This window comes from Gardnerella sp. DNF00354 (assembly GCF_049262755.1).
GTDB classification, from domain to species: Bacteria; Actinomycetota; Actinomycetes; order Actinomycetales; family Bifidobacteriaceae; genus Bifidobacterium; species Bifidobacterium vaginale.
Genome location: NZ_CP058402.1, coordinates 15609 through 41584 on the forward strand (window position 1 = coordinate 15609; position 25976 = coordinate 41584).

Annotated in this window: 17 protein-coding genes and 3 tRNA genes; 2 read left to right on the top strand and 18 right to left on the bottom strand. The window is 42.4% G+C overall.

Features of this window, described 5'->3' with window-relative positions; translation table 11 throughout:
- Nucleotides 1–9 precede the first annotated feature (9 nt).
- The 3 genes from HXT24_RS00060 to HXT24_RS00070 all read right to left on the bottom strand — a co-directional run bounded on the left by HXT24_RS00060 (nt 10) and on the right by HXT24_RS00070 (nt 4221).
- Complete coding sequence (locus HXT24_RS00060) at nt 10–888, bottom strand: ABC transporter ATP-binding protein (RefSeq protein ID WP_422119390.1); 879 nt, start codon at nt 886–888, stop codon at nt 10–12.
- 517 nt (nt 889–1405) lie between these two features.
- Nucleotides 1406–2632 (bottom strand): glycosyltransferase family 2 protein, encoded by a 1227-nt coding sequence (locus HXT24_RS00065; RefSeq protein WP_004115768.1) that lies wholly within the window; start codon nt 2630–2632, stop codon nt 1406–1408.
- Nucleotides 2629–4221 carry an AI-2E family transporter gene (locus HXT24_RS00070; protein ID WP_422119391.1) on the bottom strand — a complete coding sequence of 531 codons (1593 nt, stop codon included), beginning with the start codon at nt 4219–4221 and terminating at the stop codon, nt 2629–2631. The genes HXT24_RS00065 and HXT24_RS00070 overlap by 4 nt, the downstream gene beginning before the upstream one ends.
- 175 nt (nt 4222–4396) lie before the next feature.
- Here HXT24_RS00070 and glnA point away from each other — a divergent pair, with 175 nt between their 5' ends.
- The gene (glnA, locus tag HXT24_RS00075; protein WP_019261314.1) at nt 4397–5833 is read left to right on the top strand and encodes a type I glutamate--ammonia ligase; all 1437 of its coding nucleotides are present in this window, start codon (nt 4397–4399) and stop codon (nt 5831–5833) included.
- A gap of 69 nt (nt 5834–5902) precedes the next feature.
- Here glnA and HXT24_RS00080 read toward each other — a convergent pair whose 3' ends face one another.
- From HXT24_RS00080 to nrdD, 10 genes are all read right to left on the bottom strand, one after another.
- Nucleotides 5903–6556 carry a peptide deformylase gene (locus HXT24_RS00080; RefSeq protein WP_004112219.1) on the bottom strand — a complete coding sequence of 218 codons (654 nt, stop codon included), beginning with the start codon at nt 6554–6556 and terminating at the stop codon, nt 5903–5905.
- A gap of 186 nt (nt 6557–6742) precedes the next feature.
- Entirely contained in the window at nt 6743–8155 is a 1413-nt protein-coding gene (gene glmM / locus HXT24_RS00085; RefSeq protein WP_422119392.1) for a phosphoglucosamine mutase, read from the bottom strand.
- Nucleotides 8156–8425: 270 nt separating this feature from the next.
- A tRNA-Glu gene (locus HXT24_RS00090) sits at nt 8426–8497 on the bottom strand.
- Between the two features lie 74 nt (nt 8498–8571).
- Nucleotides 8572–9480, bottom strand: coding sequence for a tRNA (guanosine(46)-N7)-methyltransferase TrmB (trmB, locus tag HXT24_RS00095; RefSeq protein ID WP_422119393.1), 909 nt, complete (start codon nt 9478–9480; stop codon nt 8572–8574).
- Nucleotides 9481–9647: 167 nt separating this feature from the next.
- Nucleotides 9648–9720: transfer RNA gene (locus HXT24_RS00100), tRNA-Phe, on the bottom strand.
- A 43-nt stretch (nt 9721–9763) separates the two neighbouring features.
- Nucleotides 9764–9837, bottom strand: a tRNA-Asp gene (locus HXT24_RS00105).
- Between the two features lie 123 nt (nt 9838–9960).
- Nucleotides 9961–12012 carry an ABC transporter ATP-binding protein gene (locus HXT24_RS00110; RefSeq protein WP_422119394.1) on the bottom strand — a complete coding sequence of 684 codons (2052 nt, stop codon included), beginning with the start codon at nt 12010–12012 and terminating at the stop codon, nt 9961–9963.
- Between the two features lie 2 nt (nt 12013–12014).
- Nucleotides 12015–13865 carry an ABC transporter ATP-binding protein gene (locus HXT24_RS00115; RefSeq protein ID WP_422119395.1) on the bottom strand — a complete coding sequence of 617 codons (1851 nt, stop codon included), beginning with the start codon at nt 13863–13865 and terminating at the stop codon, nt 12015–12017.
- A gap of 858 nt (nt 13866–14723) precedes the next feature.
- Nucleotides 14724–15431, bottom strand: a complete 708-nt coding sequence (gene nrdG / locus HXT24_RS00120; protein WP_415698630.1) for an anaerobic ribonucleoside-triphosphate reductase activating protein — start codon at nt 15429–15431, stop codon at nt 14724–14726.
- A gap of 194 nt (nt 15432–15625) precedes the next feature.
- Nucleotides 15626–18079: an anaerobic ribonucleoside-triphosphate reductase gene (gene nrdD, locus HXT24_RS00125; protein WP_004112200.1), complete on the bottom strand. Its 2454-nt coding sequence runs from the start codon at nt 18077–18079 to the stop codon at nt 15626–15628.
- Between the two features lie 283 nt (nt 18080–18362).
- Between nrdD and HXT24_RS00130 the strand changes: the two genes are divergently transcribed.
- Nucleotides 18363–18785: a DUF3052 domain-containing protein gene (locus HXT24_RS00130; protein ID WP_004112197.1), complete on the top strand. Its 423-nt coding sequence runs from the start codon at nt 18363–18365 to the stop codon at nt 18783–18785.
- Nucleotides 18786–18965: 180 nt separating this feature from the next.
- Here the strand turns inward: HXT24_RS00130 and HXT24_RS00135 are convergent, their stop codons facing one another.
- The 5 genes from HXT24_RS00135 to trxA form a co-directional block, all read right to left on the bottom strand.
- Nucleotides 18966–20819 (bottom strand): DEAD/DEAH box helicase, encoded by a 1854-nt coding sequence (locus HXT24_RS00135; protein ID WP_422119396.1) that lies wholly within the window; start codon nt 20817–20819, stop codon nt 18966–18968.
- 270 nt (nt 20820–21089) lie between these two features.
- A complete protein-coding gene (locus HXT24_RS00140; protein ID WP_004125528.1) occupies nt 21090–21890 on the bottom strand; it encodes a DeoR/GlpR family DNA-binding transcription regulator in 801 nt (266 codons plus the stop codon).
- Nucleotides 21891–22554: 664 nt separating this feature from the next.
- Nucleotides 22555–24213, bottom strand: a complete 1659-nt coding sequence (locus HXT24_RS00145; protein WP_004125531.1) for an MDR family MFS transporter — start codon at nt 24211–24213, stop codon at nt 22555–22557.
- Nucleotides 24214–24414: 201 nt separating this feature from the next.
- On the bottom strand, nt 24415–25419 hold the full coding sequence (locus HXT24_RS00150) for a G5 domain-containing protein (RefSeq protein WP_004125533.1): 1005 nt from the start codon (nt 25417–25419) through the stop codon (nt 24415–24417).
- A 133-nt stretch (nt 25420–25552) separates the two neighbouring features.
- Nucleotides 25553–25939, bottom strand: coding sequence for a thioredoxin (gene trxA / locus HXT24_RS00155; protein WP_019261321.1), 387 nt, complete (start codon nt 25937–25939; stop codon nt 25553–25555).
- Nucleotides 25940–25976: the final 37 nt, after the last annotated feature.

Consider the following 25976-nt stretch of genomic DNA (forward strand, 5'->3'; position numbering starts at 1 on the left):
TCTCCTTTTTTAAGCGTTGAGATCGGTGGAAGATGCAGGAGCGTTGTCAGACTTACCACCGTTAAGCCAGTCGATGCGCGCAGCCGCGTGACGTCCGCCAACAAGCTCCATAAAACAATCTTCAAGATCTTTGCCCTGAGCAACTTCTTCAAGAGTGCCAGAAGCTGCAACATGACCTTCGTTAATAATCGCCACGTGCGAGCACATTTTTTCAACCAATTCCATAACGTGCGAAGAAATAATCACCGTTCCGCCAGTAGAAACATACTCGGCAAGAATATCCTTCAAATTTGCGCTAGAAACAGGGTCAACTGCCTCAAAAGGCTCGTCCAACACAAGCACGCGAGGGCTGTGAATCATAGCTGTTGCAAGGCAAATCTTCTTTGTCATACCAGTTGAATAGTCGGAAACAATAGTGTTTGCAGCTTCTGTTAAGTCGAATGCAGAAAGCAAATCGTTCGCGTGCTTTACGGATTCAGCGCGGCTCATATCTCGAAGCATGCCAGCGTAAGTTAAAAGCTGCAAACCAGTAATCGTCTTAAAAATCTCATCTGCTTGTGGCATTAAACCGATTGCGCGCTTAGCACGATTTACGTCGCTCCAAACGTCGTTGCCAAAAATCGAAGCCGAGCCAGCATCTGGCATAAGCAAGCCCGTAAGCATTTTAATCGTAGTGGTTTTGCCAGCACCGTTCGGACCTACCAATCCGTAGAAAGAGCCTGCTGGAATGTCTAAAGAAAGATTATCTACAGCAACTTTTTTTCCAAAAGTCTTAACAAATCCGCGAATAGAAACCGCTGGAACTTCTTCGTTAGTAGCGTCGTAAGCGTTTACGCCAAAAACTGGAACACTGCCAGACATATTTGCAGAAGGAACAGAATCTACCATAAGAACCTCGCAACATACAGATAAACGCACGTATTGCGCTACATTATTGCGCAATCGCACGTTTACACCAAGGCTTCTATTATCTCATATATTGCGTATAAACACACTACGATGCAGGTCATGTCGTTAGCGCGGTCTAAGCGAAAAGGCAGGTCGGAGCGCAAGTGAGGTAGAGATTCGAGATTTTTCGCCGTGAACGAGGTGAGCCTCAGCACCGAAGGTGGTGACTCGCCGAGAGAACAAGAAAAATCGAGAATCTCAGGCGACTAGCGATACGCAATTGTTCAAGCATGCAAGAGGGCTGAGTGATTCTTGGTCGAACAGTATAAGAGCGGCAGCCGATACCAAATAATCCAAATGATCAACCACTACAAACAAACTTCAACCCAAAAAAACAAAATCAAAGCCAAATCGGAACAACCGCAACACAAGACAACACGTAATAGGCGGAGCGTTGTGAGACAAGAAACACCCAGCCCTCGCGCAACAGTAAACAGAGAATGTCGCTCGCTCCGACCTACCGCCCCGTGTGATGAATCGGCTTCCACTCGCTCTTAGAGAACACAGCTTGGAACGCAATCGGTACGTACGAAAGCATAAAAATAGGGAAGCTGAGTGCGTACGCAAAAAGCTCTTTGTTAGTGGCTCCAAGCTTATCGTGTTCTACAAGAATGGTAAGCGAAACAAACACCATCATACCTAAAACGCTTGTGACAGTAGTGGTTATAAAGTTAAGCGTCGAGTCAATCTGGCTTGTCCAAGTGACAAATCCAAACGCGGCAAAAATAAATCCGAGTATGAGTCGCACAATCGCAAGCACCATAAACGGGCATAGCATAAGCGTAAAGTCAACTGACGAAAAATCGCGCTCGCGGATTCCGTGACGTATAAGAGCTGCTCCGTAATAGCGGAACACTTGCAAGAAGCCTTTACTCCAGCGCAGCCTCTGTCTCCAGCTTTGCCTAAACGATACTGGCTGCTCGTCGTAGAGAACCGCCGATCCGCAATAACCCACTTTGTCGCCGTGCAAAATCGAGTCCATTGTAAACTCAAGGTCTTCTGTAAGCAGATGGAATTTCCACCCGCGATTTCTGTGCATGATTTCGCGCGAAAACATGAATCCTGTTCCGCCTGCATGGCAGCTAGACCCAAAAAGCATGCGCGAATTGTTGGTAAATCGCGATTCGCGTATAAACCACAATGCCGACCCAGAAGACACCCAATTATCCGATAAATTCACTGAATTTCTGTAGCTTGTTAGAATCTGGTATCCTGCGTGGAATCCTTTGTTCATCTCTTCAAAATAGTGCAAATCCAGCTTATTATCGGCATCGAAAACAAAGTACGCGTCGTAATCTTTGTCTTTTCCAAGCTCCATTATGTGATCCAGCAGGTAGCTTAAAGCGTAGCCTTTGCCAATATGCTGCTTATCGAATCGCTCTATAACATTGCACCCGTACTCTCTTCCAACTTGCGCCGTGCTGTCGGTGCAATTGTCGGCGACTAGCCAAATGTCGATTAATTTTTGATCGTAAGTTTGGGATTGTATGCATTTTATGAGGTTTCCTATTACAGCCTCCTCATTGCGCGCGGATATTAGAACAGCGTAATGCTTGTCCATTGGTGCTTGCGGAAACACAATAGGCTTTGCTACAAGCGACGCGACTGCGCAAACACCTTGATATACAACGCTACTTACGCCAATTATGATTACTAAAACGTCGAAAATAGACAAAAGAATCATTTATTCCACCCACTTCGTGGATTACTATTTGAGTTTGTTGCTTTTTTATTTTCTTTTTTATTTTCGTTTGGAATTGTACCAGATTTATTTGTTTTTGACTTTAGTTCTTCCTTATCTCGATCGGTTGCTGGCGACTTATACGAATCTGAATTTTCTGCGCGTTTTTTAGCAATATCTTTATTTACAGCGTCTAAAATATCGCGTGAAATTGCCATAGTTTCAACATACCCAGAATCGTCAACTGAATTTTCATTTTCAATAGTTTCGTCTGAAGAATTATAGGCTTGCTTATACCAATACATAATGTCTTCGTTAATAGATACTCGAGATGAAGAGCCTTTCATAACTCTAAGCACACTATCTTTAACAGGTTTAACGAAACTGTTTCTTATAGCTTCAACACTCGTAACCATAATTGATTTACGATTAGGCTTTGGATCGTCCATTAAAGGTGAAGAAACTAGATTGTATTGTTTTGTACAGACTTTGAGAATTGCCTGCAAACTAGCGGTTACTGGAAGTGCTAAGAATGCACCGAGAGCACCAAACACGGCACCCATAATCAACACCGATAAAAAGGCTACGGCAGGATTTAAGTCCATGGTTTTTTCGGAAATCTTAGGGGAAATCACCATGTTTTCAATCTGCTGATAAATTGTCACAAAAATCAAAACTGCTATAGCTGATCCAAAACCGTTAGATCCCCACGCAAATAAAATTGGTAGTGCTCCACCTAAATATGTTCCTATTGTCGGAACAAATTGCGAAACGATTCCACAAAACAGTGAAAGCGGAAGCCAATATGGAACATTCATGAATATTAGGAAAATCGCAGTACCCGTTGCGTTAATAGCTGCCAAAATTGTGCGCGAAAATAGGAAGCTTGATATCTGCTCCTGTACAACGGACCAGATAAATAAAAATCGCCTCTGAGACTTAGGATTCAACAGCCTACACACACTTCTGCGCATAGAAGGACCAGCTGCAGAAATGTAATAGGTCACCATAAGAATAGTGAGCAAATCAAGCAAAACCGCCAATAATCCCCACGTTGTATTAATTGCTTGTCCAGCAAAATCTACAACCCAGGAGGTTTGAACGTGTTTAAGAATTTCCATGCCGAGTTGCTCAATGTTTGGCATTTTGAAACCAGTGGAATTTAGTACAAAATGGGCAAACTGGTTGTATAAATCAGGTAGACCTAAAACCATGGAAACTGCTTGTTGCACAAAAAGATTACCAAAAAGCACAAGAAGCAAAATAACTATTGCAAGCAGCCCAAACAAGCTTGCCAAAGATGCAAAAGCTCTACTCCACCCGTGTTTTATGAGCCGCACAACAAGAGGTTCAATTGCCAACGCTATAAAAATGGATACTACAACATCGAAGACTATAAAGGCGATATTTCCCCAAGCAAACCACACAAAAATCGCTACGAACGCTGCAATAACAGCATACATAAGCGCGCGGCTAAGCCAATCTGGCGGGCGCCTATCATCCCCTTTGGCTGGGAAAATCGCGGCTAAATCAAGCTTTGCACTTGTGCCGTGATTATCTATACTGCCTTCATGTTGTTCTTTATTATTCATAAAATACATTGTACTTTATAGCGTGAGAGCAAGAGCCGCTTGCATGTTTTTGTGCATGTAAACACAAATGGGTAGCGTGTAACACAATCGTAACCAGATAGTCGAGTCGCTGAAATCCAAAATCTTATGCAACAATCTAAACTATTTACTGAGATTTTTACGAAAGGATTGTGGCATGACCGCTTTACAAACTAAAGAAGATGCCGAAGCTTTGATTAAGCAAGAAGGCATTGAATACGTATCAGTTCGATTTACCGATTTGATTGGCGTTCAGCAGCATTTTACTGTGCCTGCAAGCGAGTTCTTAAACAGCGCGTTTACTGATGGAATGGCTTTCGATGGCTCTTCTATGCAAGGATTCCAAGCTATTAACGAGTCCGATATGAAGCTTATTCCAGACGTAGACACCGCTTACATTGACCCATTCCGCAAGCACAAGACTTTGAACGTTGCTTTTTCGATTGTGGATCCTGTAACAGATGAGCCTTATTCTAGGGATCCTCGTCAGGTGGCAATTAAAGCCGAAGCCTACTTAAAGGCCACTGGCATTGCCGATACCGCAAGCTTTGCTCCAGAAGCCGAGTTCTTCATTTTTGACAAGGTGCGTTTTGCAAACGACATGCAGCGTTCCTTCTACGAGGTTGATTCCAACGAAGCTCCATGGAATTCTGGCATTGATACCGAAGATGATGGCAGCAACAACATTGGTTTTAAGAATCGCGTAAAGCACGGCTACTTCCCTGTGCCACCTGTTGATCACAATCAAGATTTACGTGATGACATGGTTTACAATTTGCAGAAGGTCGGCTTGATTCTTGAGCGTTCTCACCACGAAGTTGGCGGCGCAGGTCAGCAGGAAATCAACTACCGCTACAATACGCTTGTTCATGCTGGCGACGACTTAATGAAATACAAGTACGTTGTTCATGAAACTGCTGCTTTGGCTGGTAAGGCTGCAACCTTTATGCCAAAGCCAATTGCTGGCGATAACGGCACTGGCATGCACTGCCATCAGTCGCTTTGGAAGGATGGCAAGCCATTGTTCTATGCGGAAACTGGCTACGCTCAGCTTTCCGATATTGCGCGCTGGTACATTGGCGGTTTGATTAAGCACGCGTCTTCTGTGCTCGCTTTTACGAATCCTTCGCTTAACTCTTACCACCGCCTTGTTCCAGGCTACGAAGCTCCAGTCAACTTGGTTTACTCTGCTCGTAACCGTTCTGCAGCTATTCGTATTCCTCTTGCTGGCGAGGCTCCTTCTGCTAAGCGCATTGAGTTCCGCGCGCCAGATCCTTCCTGCAATCCATTCTTGGCGTTCTCTGCTCAGCTTATGGCTGGATTAGACGGCATTATGAACCACATTGAGCCTCCTGCTCCTGTTGATAAAGATCTTTACGAGCTTCCTCCAGAAGAGCATGACGGCATTAAGCAAGTTCCTTCTTCGCTTGGTGAGGCTTTGCAAGCTTTGGAAGAAGATCACGACTTCCTTATGCAAGGAGATGTGTTTACTAGCGACTTGATTGAAACTTGGCTTAATCTAAAGCATGAAGAGATGGATATGGCTCGTTTGGCTCCAACGCCACTTGAGTATGAGCTTTACTTCCATATCTGATATTTGTGATTAATAAAATCCCCCGCAAGAAAACTTGTGGGGGATTTTATTTTGCATTCGTCTTTTATTTTAAATCGCAAAACCGAGTGTTCTAGCAGCTGTTACAGGAACAGCCTCATCTGCCCAATAATCTTCAAGATTTTCATCTGTAGAAAGCGAGCGCATCTCAGCACGATCAATATAAAGCTCTCCGCGTAAATGATCTGTTTCATGCTGGAAGATTCGCGCTGGCCAACCATGCAAACGTTCAGAATGCTGCTTGCCATCTTCATCTTGCCATGTAGCTTGAATATCTAACCAACGCTGACGAACCGCTTGATATCCTGCAACACTCAAGCATCCTTCGTAAAAACTGCGTGTTTGTGTTCCGATTGGTTCATAGTGGGGATTTATGATCGCCCTAAATGGCAATTCTGCAATATCCCTAGGATCATCTGCATCGTCTCGAACATGGTCTTCTACAACAGCAATTGCAAGACCTAAACCAATTTGTGGAGCAGCTAAGCCAACTCCTGGTGCATCTAACATAGTGCTGTGCATAAGCGAAATAAGCTTGTTAAGAGTAGCACGTGTTAGCTGACCGTCGTAAGCCACTGTTCGTTGTCTTAACACAGGCTCTCCTGCTTGAACTATAGATAGCACGCCATCATCTGTAGCGGAATCTAAAAGGCGCTCCACCGCGCGGCTAAGCTTAGTATCAACACTTGCGTGATGCGTAAACATAGGGCTCCTTTACCAAGGCTAATTCTACAAAACTTCTAAAGTAATTTACAAAGCCAACTTTGACTATTGTTGCTAAATCACATACATTCAAACAACAATACCAAAAGGATTAGTATATCAAGGTTATCTGCTTTTTGTAGCTGTAAACGGCGTGTCTAACAACATTCTCAGGAAATCGCTCGCGCGCTACAGCTTAAGATTATCAGTTACAACTTGCGCGAGTCGTGCACAAACCTCATCTGCTTGCTCTTGCGTTGCAGCTTCGCACATAACGCGCACAAGCGGTTCTGTTCCGCTTGGTCGAAGAAGAACGCGCCCTGTATCACCTAAAAGCGCGCTTTCTTTTTCTACCGCTTTAAGAACAGCAGCATTAGTTTTAGACGCCATCTTATCTACATTCGGCACATTGACTAAGCATTGCGGAAGCTGAGGGAAGTCGGCAGCCATTTGCGAAAGCTTCTTTCCCTCGCGCACAACCTCGCGACACAGCGTAAGTGCTGTAAGTGTGCCATCTCCCGTGGTTGCAAACTCGCGATTAATCACGTGACCCGACTGCTCACCGCCAAGAGAATAATCACCTCTAAGCATCTCTTCTAGAACGTAGCGGTCTCCGACGCTTGTTTGAACAGTGGAAATACCCATGTCTTTTAGCGCAAGCTTTAATCCAAGATTGCTCATTACTGTAACAACAAGAGTATTGTGATTCAGCTTTCCTTCAGCTTTCTTAGAACGCGCAAGAATGCCCATAATTTGGTCGCCATTAACCATGTTTCCATTTTCGTCTACAGCTAGGCAACGGTCTGCATCACCATCGAAGGCTACTCCTAAATCGGCCTTAGACGCCTTAACCATAGCTTGCAATTGTTCTGGATGTGTGGAACCTGCGTGATCGTTAATGTTGTATCCGTCTGGAGAAGCGTTAATTACTATTACTTCTGCGCCTGCTCTTCGCAATGCTTCTGGTGCTACTACAGACGTTGCACCATTTGCACAATCTGCCACAACTCTTAATCCCGAAAGAGGCTTTGGACGTGTTGATGTTTCGCTGTTTAATGGAGCAACAGAAGAAACGAGGTGATCGATGTAAAGGTTTGTTGCGGTAATAGTGTCATGGCTGATTCGTCCAACGCCGCTGCCTGTAGGACGCTGCCATTCTTTTCCTAAAACAGCCTCAATCTCGTCTTCTTTACTATCTGGAAGCTTAAAACCACCGCGTGCAAAGAACTTAATGCCGTTATCTGGCATTGGGTTATGCGAAGCAGAGATCACAGCTCCCATTTCTACATTGAGCACAGAAGTTAGAAAAGCCACGCCAGGAGTTGGTATTATGCCAGCATCGATCACATCAAAACCACCTGCACTCATTCCAGCAGCCAAAGCCGATGCTAAAAAGTCTCCAGAAACTCTAGTATCTCGCCCAACCAACGCTCTGCGTCGAGCATGCATTTTCTTTCCTGCATCTTCGTTATGCGACTCGCTACTATGCGTTGTCTCGCCTAAAACACGTACTGCAGCATCTCCTAAATCCAACGCAAGCTGCGCGGTTAAATCTCGATTGGCTAATCCCCTAACACCATCTGTTCCGAACATATTTGGCATAACCAGCCTCTTTCGTCTAACTAATAGTCATTGCTATTTACACATTTTGTATATTATCTACAAATAATCTTGTAAACACACGCTGTTCATCATTTTACCCTGCATGCCACTAAACGCGCCACTGACCACTAGCATAATCTTATTTCTTATTTGCAATTAACTTTGGTTGAATTACGGGTAACCGGAGTAATCGCTACCCTGAAATCACTACTTGCAACAAGACATTGATAATCAAAAAGCCACTTAGCAAACTAAGTGGCTTAGAATTTGTACCCCCTAAGAGAGTCGAACTCTTGTTGTCAGATTGAAAGTCTGGTGTCCTAACCGTTAGACGAAGGGGGCTTTAACCAAACCATATGATATTAACACTCATAAACTCACATAGCAAATTACGGCGTGTTGAATCATTTTGTCACTCATTTAGCAACATAAGTCAAATCGTGAATTTTTCTACCTGCTTCTAATCCTTTACGCTCAAAATTCGTCAAAACCCTACCTTCAAATCTTACAGATTCCGCGAAATCAGCATGAGGCAAATCTTTAGCATCTTGAGCATTGCCCTTACCAACATGCTCAATCGGCAAACTTACTTGTAACTTTCCATTATTTTCAAAATCTTCTCGTTCATCCATAACTTCATGAACATGTAGTGCATAATCCTCAATATCCGTAGCAATTCTCCAAATGCCTTTATCAATAAGTGCGTTATGCACCGCATCCGCCAAAGAAGGCTGTACAATCCTACGCTTGTGATGTCTCATTTTAGGCCATGGATCTGGGAAGAAAGTCCAAACTTCTTTCAAAACACCATTAGAGCATGAAGCTAGAAAATCAGGTGCATTAACTTGCGCTATTCTAAGATTTTCTACACCCTGTTTTCCAGCTAATAGCATTGTGTGTGCCACTCCTGGATCATAAACTTCTAGTGCAAGAAAATTAGTATTTGGATTTGATTCGGCTGCGGCTACAATATTTTCGCCCTGACCAGATCCTATTTCTACAATAAGAGGATTCGAATTACCCCAATTTTTAGCAACCCAGTTGGAGTCTACCAGCAAATCGCTTTTTACGCGTAAAGACCCTAAACTATCTTCAACATTTAATAAATATTGGCTTGAATATCGCTCTTTTGCTCGCTCAAGACGCGCGTCCAAACGAGCAGACCTTCTTACAAAAGAAAGAATTACTCTAGCAGAACCATTGTCTTTATTATCTTTATCGTCTTTATTATCTTTATGCTTATTCATACCATTCAATTCATCAGATTCCAAAATATTGGATTCTAATTCGTCAGATTGCAAATTTACTATTTGAGATTCTTCCACTTTATTCCACTTCTATTCACATAAAATTGTTAAACTACGACTCATAATATCAACTCATCGTATGGTATCAAAGCAGCAAAACAGGGTGAGGATGGATAATGTAGGCAAGACGCAAAAACAAAAAAGCGCTAGAAGCAATCAAACACTTCTAACGCTTATTTTGACAGTGGCTCCGAGCGGGATCGATCCGCTGACCTAACGATTTTCAGTCGTTCGCTCTACCAACTGAGCTACAGAGCCGAGATGAATAAAAAACCCGGCGAACCGGGTCTCCTACTAATCGCGACCCCGGCCGGACTTGAACCGGTGACCTCCGCCGTGACAGGGCGGCGCTCTAACCAACTGAGCTACGGGGCCGTGGCTTTGTTCTCTCGAACAGCCGAGTCACTATCTTACAGAATCCTGACAGAAAAGCAAGCTCCAAAGCGTGTTCGGCGTGTTGCAGCTTAAAATCAAGCAAAAACACAGCCTCATTCCAAATTATTCCAACTCAATCGCACCTGTACAAAGCTGATAATATTCTCCGCGCTTTGCCAACAGCTCCTCGTGCGAACCACGCTCAATAATCCTGCCATGGTCTAATACCATAATCACATCCGCGTTTCGCACTGTAGAAAGCCTGTGGGCAATCACAAACACAGTACGATCTTGCATTAAAGCATCCATTCCGCTTTGAACAAGCGCTTCTGTGTGCGTATCGATTGACGAAGTAGCTTCATCTAAAATCAGCACAGGAGGATTCGCAACAGCAGCTCGCGCAATAGCAATCAGCTGTTTTTGACCCTGCGAAAGCCCTTTCCCTCCATCTTTGAGATGCGTATTATACCCTTCTGGCAGTTGAGAAATAAACGAATCCGCATGAGCTAACTTTGCTGCAGCTATGCAACTTTCATCACTAGCATCAAGGCATCCGTAGCGAATATTGTCCATTATGCTTCCGCTAAATAAACTAATGTCTTGCAAAACTGTAGCAACCGCATGACGTAAATCATTTTTGCGAATATCACGCACATCAATTCCATCGTACAAAATTTGCCCATCGTTAATGTCGTAAAAACGAGTTAACAGATTAGCTATTGTGGTTTTGCCAGCGCCTGTAGCCCCTACAAGCGCAACTTTTTGTCCAGCGCGAGCAAACCAAGTAATATCATGTAAAACAGTTTGATCAGGCTTGTACCCAAAAATCACATCTATAAAACGTACGTCTCCTCGGAGCAAAGTATAGCTACCATCTTTAGAAGTGCGAGCATCTCGCTTTGCATGGCACACAATCTCTTGAGCCATTTCACTTAAGTTTTGAGCTCGCTTTTTGGCTTTAGTGCCATTATCTTGCTTTGATCTTTTCCAAGCCCAATAAATATTGCTTCCTTCAGATTTTTCGTCTACTTCTTCAAGCACATCAAATGCTGATTTTTCTTCAAGCTCTTCAGCAGACTGAAGTACACGCACTTTAACTAATTGCACACTGCCAGAATCAAGTTCTGGCTTTTCATCAAGTAACTCAAAAATACGAGAAGCTCCTGCGAGAGCCATCATAAGTGCGTTAGCTTGCATTGTAATTTCGCCAATAGGGTTAATAAATGCGCGCGAAAGTGCCAGCAAAGATATAAGCGTACCTAATGTAAGAGTACTAGATCCAGCTAATCCCAGCGTTGGCAAACCAGCTGAAGCAGCCCACGCACCAAGTAAAGCAATTAATACATAAAGCAAATAGCTTGCATTGCTAATAACAGGCATTACATTATTCGCATAAGAATTCGCACTTGCAGAAATTTTTTGCACTTTTTCTACACAATTATCTAATTTTTCAATAGAATCTTCCTCATGATTAAAAATTTTAATCACTTTGCTGCCAGTTGCAGATTCTTCAACAAACTCATTTAACTCGCCTAATGCATGCTGGAATTGCTCAAATAAACTGCCAGATTTCTTTAGCATAAAACGCACTAAATAAAGCAATATTACAGTAAATATAGCTACAAAAACTGCAACTGGAAGCGATAAGCACATAATAGATATAAACGCTGCCAAAATTGACATTAGTGCAGAAAAAGAGTCTGGAAAAGCCCACGAAATTGCGTTACGAAGAACCTCAGTATCGTTTGTGTAACGGCTCATAATATCGCCGTAACCTTGAGAATCTAAGTAACGCAACGAAAGCTTCTGCTGATGCTTAAACATAGAATCTCTTAAATCACGCATAACACTTTCAGATATATTCGCAACAAGCCTGCTCCAAAGCCAAGAACAAAACACGCCAACAGCGTATACACTTGCCATCAGAATAATCATGCGAATAAGAGGCATCCAATCCTGATTATGTTTGCCGACAAGCGGAAGAATATACAAGTCAACAAGAGATTGCAAAAACACTGCACTTACAGCTTGCACAATTGCGCTAACTATTATTGATGCAATAATTACGCAAATTTTAACTCGATACACAAGCACATAAGAGGCAAGTCTGCTAAGAGTTTTCCAACTAATAGCTGAATCTTTTTTAGAAGAGTGAGCCGTTTTATTATTAGACATTGTCACTTAGCTCCTTCTTCTTTAGTTGCGCTAGTTATGCGACTTTTTTCTTGAGAAACTGCCATATTTCTGTAAATTTCACAAGACTTAAATAATTCATCATGCGAACCTTTAGCAACAACACGACCATCTTTAAGAACAACAATAATATCTGCATGTTCAATTGAAGATATGCGCTGAGCAACGATAATTTGCGTAGAATCAGGCATAAACTTTTTCAAGCCATCGCGAATTTTACTATCCGTTTTCATATCAACCGCACTCATCGAGTCGTCGAGGATTAAAATTTTCGGCTTCCTCAAAAGTGCGCGCGCAATGCACAAACGCTGTCGTTGGCCACCGGAAACATTCTTACCACCCTGGTCAATATGCGTATTGTAGCCGTCTGGTAAATCTTTAATAAACTCATCAGCACAAGCAATTTCGCAAGCTTGACGCAAGTCATCATCGCTTGCTTCCGCTCTACCCCAGCGAAGATTTTCTGCAATTGTGCCACTAAACAAAATATTTTTTTGTAGAACAAAACCAACTTCTTCACGCAAACTAGAAGAATCGTAATCGCGAATATCTTTTCCGCCTACAAAAAGAGTGCCAGAAGTTACGTCATAAAGTCTTGCAATTAATTGCACTAAACTTGATTTTCCAGATCCCGTCGCACCAACGACGCCAACAGTTGCTCCAGAAGGAATAGATATATTTATATCGTGTAAAATTTCCTGTTCTGCTGGAGTGGATTCATCTGTATTATCTGATTGAGGATAGCGTAGCGAAACATTTTCAAAACGCACAGAAGCGTCCGAAAGTTTAGTAAGCGGATTCGAAGAAACAGTCTCAGTATTTTTAGATTGCAAAACCGCTGCAATTCGACGCATAGAAGCGCGCGCAGTTACAGACATAACAAAAACTGCGACTAAATTCGCTAAAGCAAACAAAATTTGCAAAACATACACAAATAGAGCAGCAAGATTTCCTGTTGTTAAACCAAAAGCAGGATTATTTCCTGAAGCCACAATTTCGTGCGAAGCCAACCACGCAATGAGTAGCATGCCAGAATAAAAACATAAGTTAAACAAAGGAATACTACAATTTAACACATACTCAGCTTTAATAAAATAATCATAGATTTTATGCGAAATACGCATAAAACGACTTATTTCATAATCAGAACGCACATAAGACTTTACGACGCGAATATTATGCAAATTCTCGCCAACTCTATTATTCATCTCGTCAATCATTCGATAAATTCGAGAAAATGCTGGAGCAACTATACTCGCACCAAAAACGCCAATTGCAGCAACAATAGGCACGAATGAAAGAAAAACCCACGAGATAGCAGGGCTAATTGAAAAAGTAAACCACCAGGCAGTTATGATAATCATAACGCTGCGAACACCAGAGCGAATAATCATTTGGTAAGCAAATTGCACATTTGACACATCGCTAGTCATACGCGTAACAACAGTGCCGCTAGAAAACTTATCTAAATCAGAAAAACTTAAACTTTGTAAGCGTGAAAACATGTTGTGACGTAAATTTTTACCGAAACCAGCACTAGAATGCGCGCAGCAAATACCAGAAATAATGCCTGTAATCATTGCGATTGCGGCAAAAATAAGCAATTGCAAACCATAATATTGCACATCTTCTTGAGAACGTGACATAATGCCAAAATCAATAAGATTTGACATTACTGTAGGGATTGCAATTTGCATAGCAGCTTCAACGAGAATAGTAACAGCCGTTAAAACGCCAAGAAAACGGTACTTTTTTAAAGATGACATAATCGTACGCAATGCGCGAGGAGGATTATTGCTAATTTTTCGTGAATTGTTCTTCGGCTTCTCTGCCATTGCATCCCTTCCCCTACATAACGTCATGTGTAGGTTTAATAATATCACTTCTTCAAATACATATTTGAATTATTGCGCATGGCGCATTTCCGTATTGAGTTACTTCATTACCAAATGCATAAATAGATGAATCTTTGACATAGTAGTATACAGACAAATCACATACGAAAAAGTGCTTCTACACATTCAAATTATAAACAACGATTGATTTCATCTTATAAAAATTATACAATGAAAGAATGTATATTCGCATGTATAAAGAGGTACTGTCATGAATATAAAAAAGCTATTAATAGAATACTTACTTGCTCAGTAGCATTATCCATGTCTTTTTTACTACCATTGCAAGTTCAAGCCAACACCCAAGAAGAAACTTATGAGTAACACAAAGATAGTTGGCGCTGTAGCACAGCAGAAAGGCATTCGTGTCGACTTGCAGTGAGAATTTCCACATTAATATCAACAATTATGTGAGGAACAATATGAACAGCAAACACGTAGTTCTACTGCCAATAACGCTGCTTTGTTATATTTCGTCAGCTATTTATTTCTTTAAACAATTGAAGGACTTAAAAGACGATAACACTTGTATTAATACTGTTAGTCTCACCATTCAAGCATTCGTCCTATTAATATTACTAATCTATCTTTTATATTTATGCAAAGAAAAAACATACCCAACTGTATATCGTTTAGTTACAGTATTTATGAGCATAGTTAGCATAATTCTTTTGACAGTTTGCAATACAGACGTTACTAGGTTAATTATATTTAGCTTAACATGTGTATATGTATGCATTCTTATAATCGTCCGCAAACATTGTTAAATATATCGTATGAGTGGCGCATTCAATAGGATTACGAAGCGTCACCTTCACCAACTGCTCGATCCTTGCCGTAGATTGATGGAATAAAACGCTCTTGATCGTGAAGCTTTTCCCAGATTACAGGCGGATTTTGTGGATTTTCCAGCGACTTTGGCACGTCGATAATTCGCTGATTACTAGAGCCGCGGAATTGCAATAGCGAATCGTGAAGATTCTTCATATATCGCCCGTCAACAAGAATGTCAATGTATCGCAATAACTCAAGCTTGTCAGGAGTCTCCCCCGGTCGCATAAGCTCTTCCCATGTGTAACCAGTCCAACTCCAAATATCTTTTGTATTGCCGAATTCGCTTCGAATACGCTCACATAGTGGAATCAATATGCCAGTGTTAAGCAGCGGCTCACCGCCAAGAAGCGTCAATCCTTGTACATATGGTTGCGCTAAATCTTCCATAATTTGGTCTTCGAGCTTTTGAGTATAAGGGTGACCAGCGCGAAAATCCCAAATTGACTCGTTATAGCATTCAACGCAATGGAATGGGCAGCCAGAAACGTAAAGCGAGCAGCGAATTCCCTCGCCGTCTGTCATAAGAAATCGCTTATAATCCGCCACCATTCCCTTGCTCATGCGATCACTGGACCACTGCCCTGCGCGAGGATTGTTAGAAAGAGAGGTTGGAATCCACGGTCCACGGTTAACATCTGATGGTGCAAAATCATGTAAACTTATGCGAGCCATAGTCCACCTCCTCTAGATTTAAATATTTTATTAAATAATCTTAAATAAACTTTTGTTAAATTATATTAACTTTTGTTAAATAAAATAAAATCCAGCCGTCAAAAAATGCGATTAACATTTTCTAACGGCTAGATATATTGCATATCACCAAATAATAAACACAAACTAAAACGCTATTTCACGCTATTCCGCTACTACTTGGTTTCCTCGTACCATTCACGAGACTCACCGTTGTTAAGAACAACATGACCAGTTTCGCCAGACATGTGCTTAACGCGATGAGCGATTTCCTCGTGACGTCCGTGAACCATTGGGCGCTGAACAGGATTACCCAAGTAACCGCAAGTACGTTTAGTAACATTGCACTTATCTGGGTCACTGTTTCCACACTCTGGGCAGCGGAAGCCCTCTTTAGTCGGCTCAAAATCGCCCTGGAATCCGCAAACGAAGCAATGATCGATTGGCGTATTCGTACCCAAGTAGCCAATGCCAATCTTATACGCATAATCCCAAACAGCTTCCAAAGCCTTAGGATTCGCTTGCAAGCACGGGAACTCACAGTAGTTAATAAAGCCGCCAGAAGCAAGATACGGGAAGTCAACCTCGTAGCGGAGCTTCTCCATAGGAGTTGGCTGCAACCAAACCGGATAGTGGAAGGAATTGGTGTAGAAGTCGTGATCGGTAACGCCTTCAATACGGCCAAACTTCTGACGATCCATGCGGTTAAAGCGATCCGTCAAAGACTCAGCAGGAGTTGAGTAAACGGAATAATGGTAGCCTTCAGCTTTTGACCACTGCTGGCAAAGCTGATTCATACGGCGAACCATAGAAAGCGCAAATTGCTTGCCATCCTCATTCCAACTGTGATCTTGCATCCAATCCTTGCCAAAGAACACGGATGTAGCCTCATACAAGCCAATGTAGCCCAAAGACACCGTTGCACGCTCGTTGCGGAACAGCTGATCCACGCTCTCATTAGCTTCCAAACGACCAAAAGCACCGTAGCGGAACAGCGTTGGAGCATTCACAGGGGTTGCCTGCTTGCAACGCATAATGCGGAATCGTAGAGCTTGATGAGCCACTTCCATACGTTCGTTAAAAAGCTTCCAGAATCGGTTCACGTCTCCATGAGATTCAAGAGCAATACGCGGCACGTTAACCGTTACAACGCCAAGATTCATGCGGCCGTCTTCCACGTCTTTGCCAGTCTTTGGATCAATCCAGCCCTGAAGGAAGGATCGGCAGCCCATAGGAGCCTTAAAGGAGCCAGTAATCTTAATAATATTCTCGTAGAACACAACATCTGGATACATGCGCTTAGTAGAGCACTCAAGCGCAAGCTGCTTCAAATCGTAGTTCGGGTCGCCAGCATCTGCGTTTACACCATGCTTAATAGTAAACACAAGTTTAGGGAAGATAGCAGTATGACGGTCTTTACCTAATCCACGAATACGGTTAAGTAAGATAGCGCGCTGAATTTCGCGAGCAAACCAAGAAGTACCCAAGCCAAATCCAACAGTTACGAACGGAGTCTGACCGTTAGAAACGCGGTTGGAATTAATCTGATATTCCATAGTTTGCATAGCGTCGTAAATCGCCTTGCGCGTCATAATCTTTGCATAGATTTCACGAATCTGATCAAGCTCACTCAAGTTTTCATCAAAAGGAGTGTCGGCAGGAAGCGGATCCCTATCCGAACAATGAAGATTCTTAGGCTCCTGAGCTTTCAAACCGTCAATCATATCTTTGGCAACTTCGATCGGCGTAGAATCAGGAATCATGGCATGAGCCATAGCAAGATTCTTATCGTAATCGCACTTAGCGTAAGGCTCAAGCATCTCGTCTGCACGATTAACTGTTTGACCGCCGTACTGTGCGCCTGCAATATCCTTAATAATCTGCGTAACCTGAGTTGCGGCGGTGCCAATAGACTTTGGGCTATCCATCATTGCGTTACCAAGAGCAAATCCTTTAGCGAGCATATCACCAAAGTCTGGGAGCGAGCAGTTGCTCATGCACGTAAATGGCGAATAATCGGCATCATGGAAGTGAATATCACCCTTCATATGCGCGTTAGAAACTGCATGAGGAAGCATAGAAAACGCGGAAGCCTTGGAAACAGCGCCTGCAAGAAGATCGCGCTGAGTGGCGTAAACGTTGGAATCCTTGTTGGCGTTTTCGCGAACAAGCGACTCATCTCGGTTTACAAGACGATTTACTGCTTCGTTAATATCGGTTGCCTTAGCGCGGTCAATATCTCGGTTTAGACGATAGCTTGTGTAGCAACGCGCAACTTCGTAAAGGTGATTTTCAATAAGACCATGCTCGACAAGAGTCTGAATATCTTCAATCTTCGCAGGTCCATTGTAACGATCCTGAATTTCAGCTTCTATATGGTCCGTAATATCGCGAATCATCTGCTCTTCTTGAGGACCGACTTCTTTGCGCAAATCCTTAAAAGCGGCTTTGATCGCCATAATAATGTTCATTTGATCAAAATCGACAACGCGACCATCACGCTTTTCGACCTGCACACGAGACTTCTTAGAAGAATCACTATCAGAGATAGAATCAGCCATTTCTACATCAACATCGCTTAGCTGCGATTCTAAAGTCATGTCTTCTAAAGTCGTACCAGAGACCTGCATCCTACAGACCTTTCTTACATCTACAGTTTATTTATCCTGTTATCCATCCTGTTTTGAATAATGACCATTATTCAAAACAACTTGCTCAACTATAACCCAACCTCTGCACAATATCTAGGGAACTTTATTCAAAAAACAAACTATATATAGTGATTTTGGATATTTTCGCGATTTTTGAGGCGTGTCTCGATGCAACCGGAATATATATGCATTCCGTTATCAAGAAACACGCACTAAACTTAAAAATCGCACAAATTCGTGGCACTTTGATATATTGAGTCACGTGGAACAGACAGCTTTTCAACATGCAGAAGAATTTGGCTTCCAACCTGGAGATATCGTACAGCAGTGGCTGTGGGACGATGACGTTGACGATGCAATCTGCGACAATATCGAAAATCTTACTGGAGAAGATCTGGTAGATGAAGATTACGACTCATCTGTTGACGGCGTCATTATTTGGTGGCGCGATGGCGACGATGAGGATGAGTTGGCAGACACGATTATGGATGCCACAAACATGTTAGACGACGAAGCTCCGATGTGGGTTCTAACGCCTAAGCCTGGTCGCGAAGGCTCTCCAAGCTCCAGCACAGTGCAATCCGCTGCTAAAACAGCTGGCATGAATGCTGCAACTCCTTTAACCGTAAGCGAAGATTGGAACGGAATCCGCTTGCGCGCATTCGGCAAGGGTCAGAGCAAGTAACATTTTTAACACGATTGAGACAAATATAACGAATTTGGGTCAAAAAACGTTATATTTGTCTCATCAATGATGCAAATATAACCAAAAACAGGCAAAAAACGTTAGATTTGCATCACGAGTGATACAAATCTAACAAATCTAGAACAAAGCCACTAAGACAGGTTACATCATTTGCGCAGATTAGCTGCGCTCACGCCTGCGACCATGGTCACGACTGCTGCCACGACCATCATTGTGTCCTCTTCCTCTACCGTGTCCTCTGCTTCTTCCTCTGCCTCTGCGCTTTGGCTGCTCTGGCTCTGGCATACTCCAGCCCTCTTGCAAATCCGCCAAATCCCCAACAATTTCTTGCAAAACAGGCGAATCTGGCTTAACGTCTTCTGCATTAGCATGAATTCCAGCGCGTCGAAGCATAGTGTGCGCCATGCGCTTTTGATTCGGCAACACAAGAGTTACAACATCGCCAGACTCCCCAGCGCGCGCAGTACGCCCAGATCTATGCAAGAACGATTTTGGATCCTCTGGAGGCTCGGTTTGCACCACAAGCGCCACATCGCTAATATCAATGCCTCGAGCCGCAACATCTGTAGCCACTAGCACGCGCACTAGCCCATCAGAAAACACAGCCAAGTGCCTATCTCTCTGATTCTGAGACAAATTTCCTTGCAAATCGACGGCTGGAATACCCTGACTAATGAACTTTTTAGCCATGTTCTTAGCTTGGTATTTTGTGCGAGTAAAGAATATAGAGCGTTTTTTACCAGACGCTAATTTACGTATAACCTCATACTTATCTCCTGCAGACACTCCAAACACATGATGAGTCATTGTATCTACCTGAGAATCCGCATCATCCACAGCGTGCACAACAGCATTCGGCAAGAAGCGATTTACTATAGCAGCAACTTGCTTATCTAAAGTAGCAGAAAACAGCATTCTTTGACCATTAGGATTTGTCTGCTCTAAAAGCCTTGTTACAGCTGGCAAGAACCCCATATCAGCCATTTCGTCAGCCTCATCTAAAACACTGACTTCTATGTTTTCAAGCGTTAATGCGCCTTGTTTTAGTAAATCTTCTAATCGCCCTGGGCATGCTACTATAATCTGAGCACCTTGCCTTAACGGAGCAATTTGTCTCTGATATCTTACTCCGCCGTAAATAGTAACAGTATGCATCCCATATGCTGCTGCAAGAGGAGCAATCACCTCATCAATCTGATGCACAAGTTCTCGCGTAGGAGCCAAAATCATCGCATGAGGTGCTGGAATATTACTATCTTCGCGATTTTTGTTTTTTCTAGAAGTACGACCAGAATTTATTAAATCAACAAAGTTTTCAGCTAATCTTGCTACAAGAGGAATCGAGAATGCTAAAGTTTTACCGCTTCCTGTACGCCCTCTACCAAGTATGTTTGCACCCTGTAAAGAGTCTGGCAGAGTAGCCTGCTGAATTGGGAAAGCCGTGTTTTTGCCGTCTGCACGCAAAACGTTAACCAATGGTTCTGGAACGCCAAGCTGTGCAAAAGTAACATCATCACTATAGTTTTCTCGAGATTCCACAGCTGTATCTGGAATCATTACGGAATTTTTTGTAATTTCCAGATTTTTCTTTATTGAAGACTCAGTATCAATAGTTGTCGGTTGCTGGCGACTTGTCTGGTGTCTATTGTGGCGACTATCTCTACTCTTCTTCATATTGCGATTGTCAAAATCAAAATCTCGCTTTTTTAAATCGCGTTTGCCAAAATCTTGTTCAGCTTCTTGAATTGCAATCTCTTCATATTGCAAAGCCTTTTCACGAGCACGACTTCTAGCTTTGTCTGCCTTGCGATTACGTGCTTTACGCGCATTAAATTCGTTATTCTTACGATTTCCCTGATATTCAAATGGGTTTCTATTAGACTTATAGCCTTTTTTAGAAAAATTCTTATTAGCTCCCTGACTTACAGCAGATTTTTTACCAGCAGATTTTTTACCAATAGATTTCTTAGCACCTTGCGTTTTAGCAGACGCAGCATAATGAGTATGTGGCACAATAGCCTTTCGTAAATTACTTCAACATAGTTGACTATATAATGTTGACAATGCGTAATTACGAACATTCAAAGGCACAATTACAAATGTAATTGCACAAAATTAATCTACAGACTGCAAAGCAGCAAAAGTGCGCAAAACAAGCAAACCGTGAATCGCAAGCATAAGACGCGCAACTTTAATGTGTAATCACTACAAAGTCATGAACTAACTGAGCCTAACACAAGCCCCACACAATACGCAATAAGTAATGCAATACTGAGCTAAAAGCTACTCTTCTTCCAAAGAATCTATTGTAGGAGCAAGAACCAAATTTTTAACAAGCTCACGCGTGCGAAGCTGAGAATCCGCATCCAGACAATCATCTGTAATAACAGTATCCACTTGGTCGAAGCGAGCAAACAGTGAAAGCGATGTGCAAGTCCATTTAGTGTGATCTGTTAAAATGATCGTACGATCCGCAATATCCATCAAAGCCATATCTGTAGCGGCTTCAAGAGAATTAGGCATTAGGAATCCACGAGGTAGGCTCACGGAATGAGTGCCCAAAAACACGGTGTTTACGCGCAAAGACGAAACAACCTTATCCGCAATAGGACCAACCAGAGAATTAGATCTAGTAATAACTCCGCCAGTAACAATAACCTCAATATCTTTAGACTCAAGCGCCTGAACAAGCTCTGCAACAGGAATCGAATTGGTTAAAATCGTAATACCAGAAGCTCTACGAGACTCAAGTAGATGCTGAGCAAATACATAAGCAGTGGTGCCACCACCAATAGCTATAACATCTCCAGGTTGAACATAATCCACAGCTTTGCCGGCGATTGCGTCCTTTAAGCCCATATCCATCTGCGACTTTACCGAAAACAGAGGCTCAGAAAGAAGAGTGTTAGTTGTAACAGCACCACCATGAACTCTTTTTAAAAGACCTTTGTCTGAAAGCTCCGCGATATCCCTACGAATAGTCATCGCCGAAACACTTAGCTCTTTAGAAAGAGCAGTAATACGCACAGCCCCTCTAGTGCGAAGACGGCTTAAAATCAACTGCTGACGCTGAGAAGAAATCATGTGAACATTATCGCACAACTAAACGCAAAAAACAAACTCAAATGAGCGTTTCTATGTGAAAAACGTTAGGTAGTTAACAAAATTCATGCAAAATATTGCAAAATTCAACAAAACGAACAAATGATTATGCAAAATTTACCAATACCAAGCTAGGTAGAGATTCGAGATTTTTCGCAGCTATTGAGGTGAGCCTCAGCGTCGCTAGATGGTGACTCGCCGAGAGAGCAAGAAAAATCGAGAATCTCGGTGATTAAGCGATACGCAATTGTTCTAGCACATAAGAGGGCTGGGTGATTCTTGGTCGAACAGTATAAGAGCGGCAGCCGATACCAAATAATCCAATGAGCCACCACTACAAATAAACTTCAACCCAAAACAAAATTAAAGACAAAACGGAACAACCGCAACAACAAACTACACGCAAGAGGCAGAGCGTTGTGCGAATCGACGACTTCGAGCTGCATAATGCGCGAGAAGTCACCTCGATTCGCTGAGCCGCTTAAATGTAAAGTCCAGTGGACTTTACATGCGGCGAAGGCGTGAGCGCGGCTAATACACGCGAACGTAGGAACACCCAGCCCTCCTACAACAACAAACAAGGAAGATGCACAATACCAAACAAGAAAGCGCGCAACAGCAAACAAGTCAAAGAGCGTGCAATATATCAGTATTGATGATGCGTGTGATCGTGCATAACGTCTTTATGCTCCGACGCATGAGGAATATGCAAAACGCGCATACGATCAATCGCCTTACGCGCAAGCTGATGAGCAGAACCAGCCCCATCACCTTTAACCCCAAAAATCACAATTAAAGCCATAACAGCCGTAATAATCGCACTAATTCTCAAAGTCCATTGAACACCAAAAATACTGGCTGCCAAATTATCTGCAGAACCAACTCCAGTAAGCATATGATGCCACTGAGTAAAAGTAGCCATAGTAACAACAAGTACTGGAGCACCAATAGCACCCCAAAGCTGTCTCATTGTATTAGTGACTGCAGAACCATCGCCCAACTCACTAGGTTGCAAGCAATTTAAAGACCATGTTGTAACAGGCATAAGCAAAAATCCCATGCCGATTTGTCGCGTAAACTGCCAGATTGAAATCCACCAAATCCATGTGTCTTTGTCGATAAGACTCATCATAACTGTGCCAAAAAGCAAAATAAGAGAGCCTGCCATTGCTACAGGTCGTACACCAAAACGATCGAGCATACGCCCACCAAAATATTGCGAAATTGCCATTCCAAACGCGCCAGGCAACAATACCAGACCACTCATGGTAGCTGAAAAACCACGATCTGATTGAATATACAGCGGAATAACCACCATAATTGAGCTAAACGCAAAGAATGTTAAACATGCACAAGCGGTGCCAATCGTAAAATAGCGATTCTTCAACACGCTTATTCCAAGCAACGGCTGCTTTCCTTTAACTCGCGCACGCAATTGTCTAATCACAAACCACGTTATTCCACATGCTCCAACAACCATAGGTGACCACGAAAGCGGATTTGAAATGCCATAAGACTCAATGTTTGTGAAACCAAACATAACTCCACCAAAGCCAACAATTGAAAGTCCAACGGAGAAGAAATCTGCTTTGGCAGAGCGATCATGTTCACCGAAATTATGTAAGAAAAATATGGAAAGAACAATAGAAATTACGCCAATAATTGTAAGAGATAAGAATATAGAACGCCAACCATTAAAATCAGTTTGCATACCACCAACTGTTGGTCCAATTGCTGGAGCAATACTCATTGCCATACCAACGCTACCCATAGCCATTCCTCTACGAGTAACTGGGTATACAGAAAACACAGTAATCTGTAGAACAGGCCACATAACTCCAGTGCCAATAGCCTCTAGAGTTCGCCCAGCTAACGCCATAATAAAATCATTACTCAGCCATGCCATAACTGAGCCTAGAGTAAAAAGAATCATGGAAGTAATAACAATTTGACGAGTAGAAAATCGTCTAGTCAAGAATGCTGTTAGGGGCACCATAATAGCCATAATCAGCTGAAAAATAGACGTAAGCCACTGTCCCGTAGTAACACTTATGTTAAACTCACGCACAATAGTAGGTAATGCAGCCGTGAGCTGCAATTGCGCAAAATTGCCAATAAAAGTTATAAAAGTTAAAATCGCCAAAGAAACCAAGGCCGCGCGAGTAAGACGATTGTTTTTATACGCTTCTTCACCAACAAGAGCATGACTAAGTTTAGACAAATCTCCAAAAGGCTTGCGTTTGGCAGACTCACTAACAAAATCATCACCCTTATTAAACCATGATTTTCTAGGCAATATTGTCACTTAAATTTCCTTCCATAATCACACAACACGCATAAAATAATCAGCGATTATCGTAAAACCAAGAAACATACTTGACTCTACGATAATCGCTTCAAAACAAATCTATAAGTCTACTCTATGAGTCTGCGCGTCTATAAATCTATAATTCTCACAAACTTACAATTGCCGCAAAATTCATAATAGTAGCAAGTATAATACAAATCAGTAGCTTCTATGAGACAACCAATGCCTGTAAGCACCCTGAATGGAACCGTAACGACCATTGCAATAATTCCAGAACCAACGAAGCTGAGTCTGATAATTAGTCGCCCAGTCAGCACCCATAGAAGACATCTTCCTTCCAGGCAAAGCCTGAGGCAAACCGTATGCACCAGAAGGATTCATAGCGTTTACGCGCCAACCTGATTCATGTGAAATAATAAACACTGTAGCAGTAAAATCAGCTTCACTGTAACCGTTAGAAAGAAGCCAAGAATGCGCCCACTCCTGCATTTCACCAGCAGGAACTGTAGTACCAATAGAAGATGCAAAATCTGAATCTACGCTAGCTCCACCTGTGCCAACAAGAATGACCTTATCTTTTGGAGCTTGCTTAACAAACGATACAAAAACGTTAGACGAAACAACTTTATCACCTGCGCGAGTAACAATCTTACTTGTTTCCATCACGCCAGGAGCACCCTGATCCTTAACCTTTTCTGTGCCCTTTGGAAGAGCTGCAGTTTCCTTCTTAACCGTGTTAAAAGCAATCGGTTCATCAGAAGTTTCAAGCTTTGCGCCTGCACGCTTAATGGTGATAACTGTCGATTCGGTTACCTTGGAATCAAGTGCAGGCTCTACAACATCATTAGGCTCAAGAGTAATATCTCCAGCTTCTAGAACAGACTTAACGTTTGTAAAATCCGTGCCAAGAACAGTACGATGACTCCCATTGATATTCACAGTTATGTAAGAAGTAGCGCCTTTTTTAACACTTTTAAGCGAATTACGATACGTGCCACGCGAAACCTGATTAGCGGAATCTGTAGCAGAATAAGCAGTTATGTAAGGCTTCGCAGAATGATTCTTTGATGCCGAATAAAAGTTCCTAGACGCAATACCAAGAGTTACTACAGACACAAAACCAACAAAAATCGCTACAATTCTTGCCCACTGACGAACACTCAATGAGGTAAGTGTAACAGTTTTCCTTCGGTGACTTGTCATAACTCTCCTTGGTAGAAGTTAATGCACAAAGCGTAAATCTAAAAATAAATAATCCTCATACAGCTTTTTGCACAAAGTATATATAATTGTAGACTCATGCAAAGAGAATGGCTTAAAATCAAGGTTCTTACTACTATTCCCCATCATTTTCAGATTCACTTGATTCGCTGCCAGAATTACCTTCAGCATCTTTACTAGGATCGTAAGCCTTAGCTTGATTGACTAAATCTTCTAAATCAGCTGGCAACAAAGCCCCAGCTTGACGATAAATAACATCTCCACGTTTGATAACCATAACCGTTGGAACCGCTTTAATCGCAGCTGCACTTGCCAAATCAGGAGACTGGTCTATGTCTACCTTAACGAATGGAACATCATCAAACTTTTCGCTAACTTGTTCAAAAATAGGACCAAAAGCTCGGCATGGTCCGCACCAAGTTGCCCAAAAATCAACAACAACTATTTCATTAGTACCAGCAATTTTCTCAAAATTATCTTGCGTAGCATGAATAACCGCCATTTTTACCCCTTTTAGTGCAATCACTTATTCATGCCAT

Coding starts and splice junctions, on each gene's coding strand:
- HXT24_RS00060 (WP_422119390.1), bottom strand. CDS start 888: ATGGTAGATTCTGTTCCTTCTGCAAATATGTCTGGCAGTGTTCCAGTT.
- glmM (WP_422119392.1), bottom strand. CDS start 8,155: ATGCCAAATATGTTCGGAACAGATGGTGTTAGGGGATTAGCCAATCGA.
- HXT24_RS00065 (WP_004115768.1), bottom strand. CDS start 2,632: ATGATTCTTTTGTCTATTTTCGACGTTTTAGTAATCATAATTGGCGTA.
- nrdD (WP_004112200.1), bottom strand. CDS start 18,079: ATGCAGGTCTCTGGTACGACTTTAGAAGACATGACTTTAGAATCGCAG.
- nrdG (WP_415698630.1), bottom strand. CDS start 15,431: ATGGCTCGCATAAGTTTACATGATTTTGCACCATCAGATGTTAACCGT.
- HXT24_RS00080 (WP_004112219.1), bottom strand. CDS start 6,556: ATGTTTACGCATCACGCAAGTGTTGATACTAAGCTTAGCCGCGCGGTG.
- trxA (WP_019261321.1), bottom strand. CDS start 25,939: ATGGCGGTTATTCATGCTACGCAAGATAATTTTGAGAAAATTGCTGGT.
- HXT24_RS00110 (WP_422119394.1), bottom strand. CDS start 12,012: ATGTCTAATAATAAAACGGCTCACTCTTCTAAAAAAGATTCAGCTATT.
- HXT24_RS00140 (WP_004125528.1), bottom strand. CDS start 21,890: ATGATTTCTTCTCAGCGTCAGCAGTTGATTTTAAGCCGTCTTCGCACT.
- HXT24_RS00070 (WP_422119391.1), bottom strand. CDS start 4,221: ATGAATAATAAAGAACAACATGAAGGCAGTATAGATAATCACGGCACA.
- HXT24_RS00150 (WP_004125533.1), bottom strand. CDS start 25,419: ATGACAAGTCACCGAAGGAAAACTGTTACACTTACCTCATTGAGTGTT.
- HXT24_RS00115 (WP_422119395.1), bottom strand. CDS start 13,865: ATGGCAGAGAAGCCGAAGAACAATTCACGAAAAATTAGCAATAATCCT.
- glnA (WP_019261314.1), top strand. CDS start 4,397: ATGACCGCTTTACAAACTAAAGAAGATGCCGAAGCTTTGATTAAGCAA.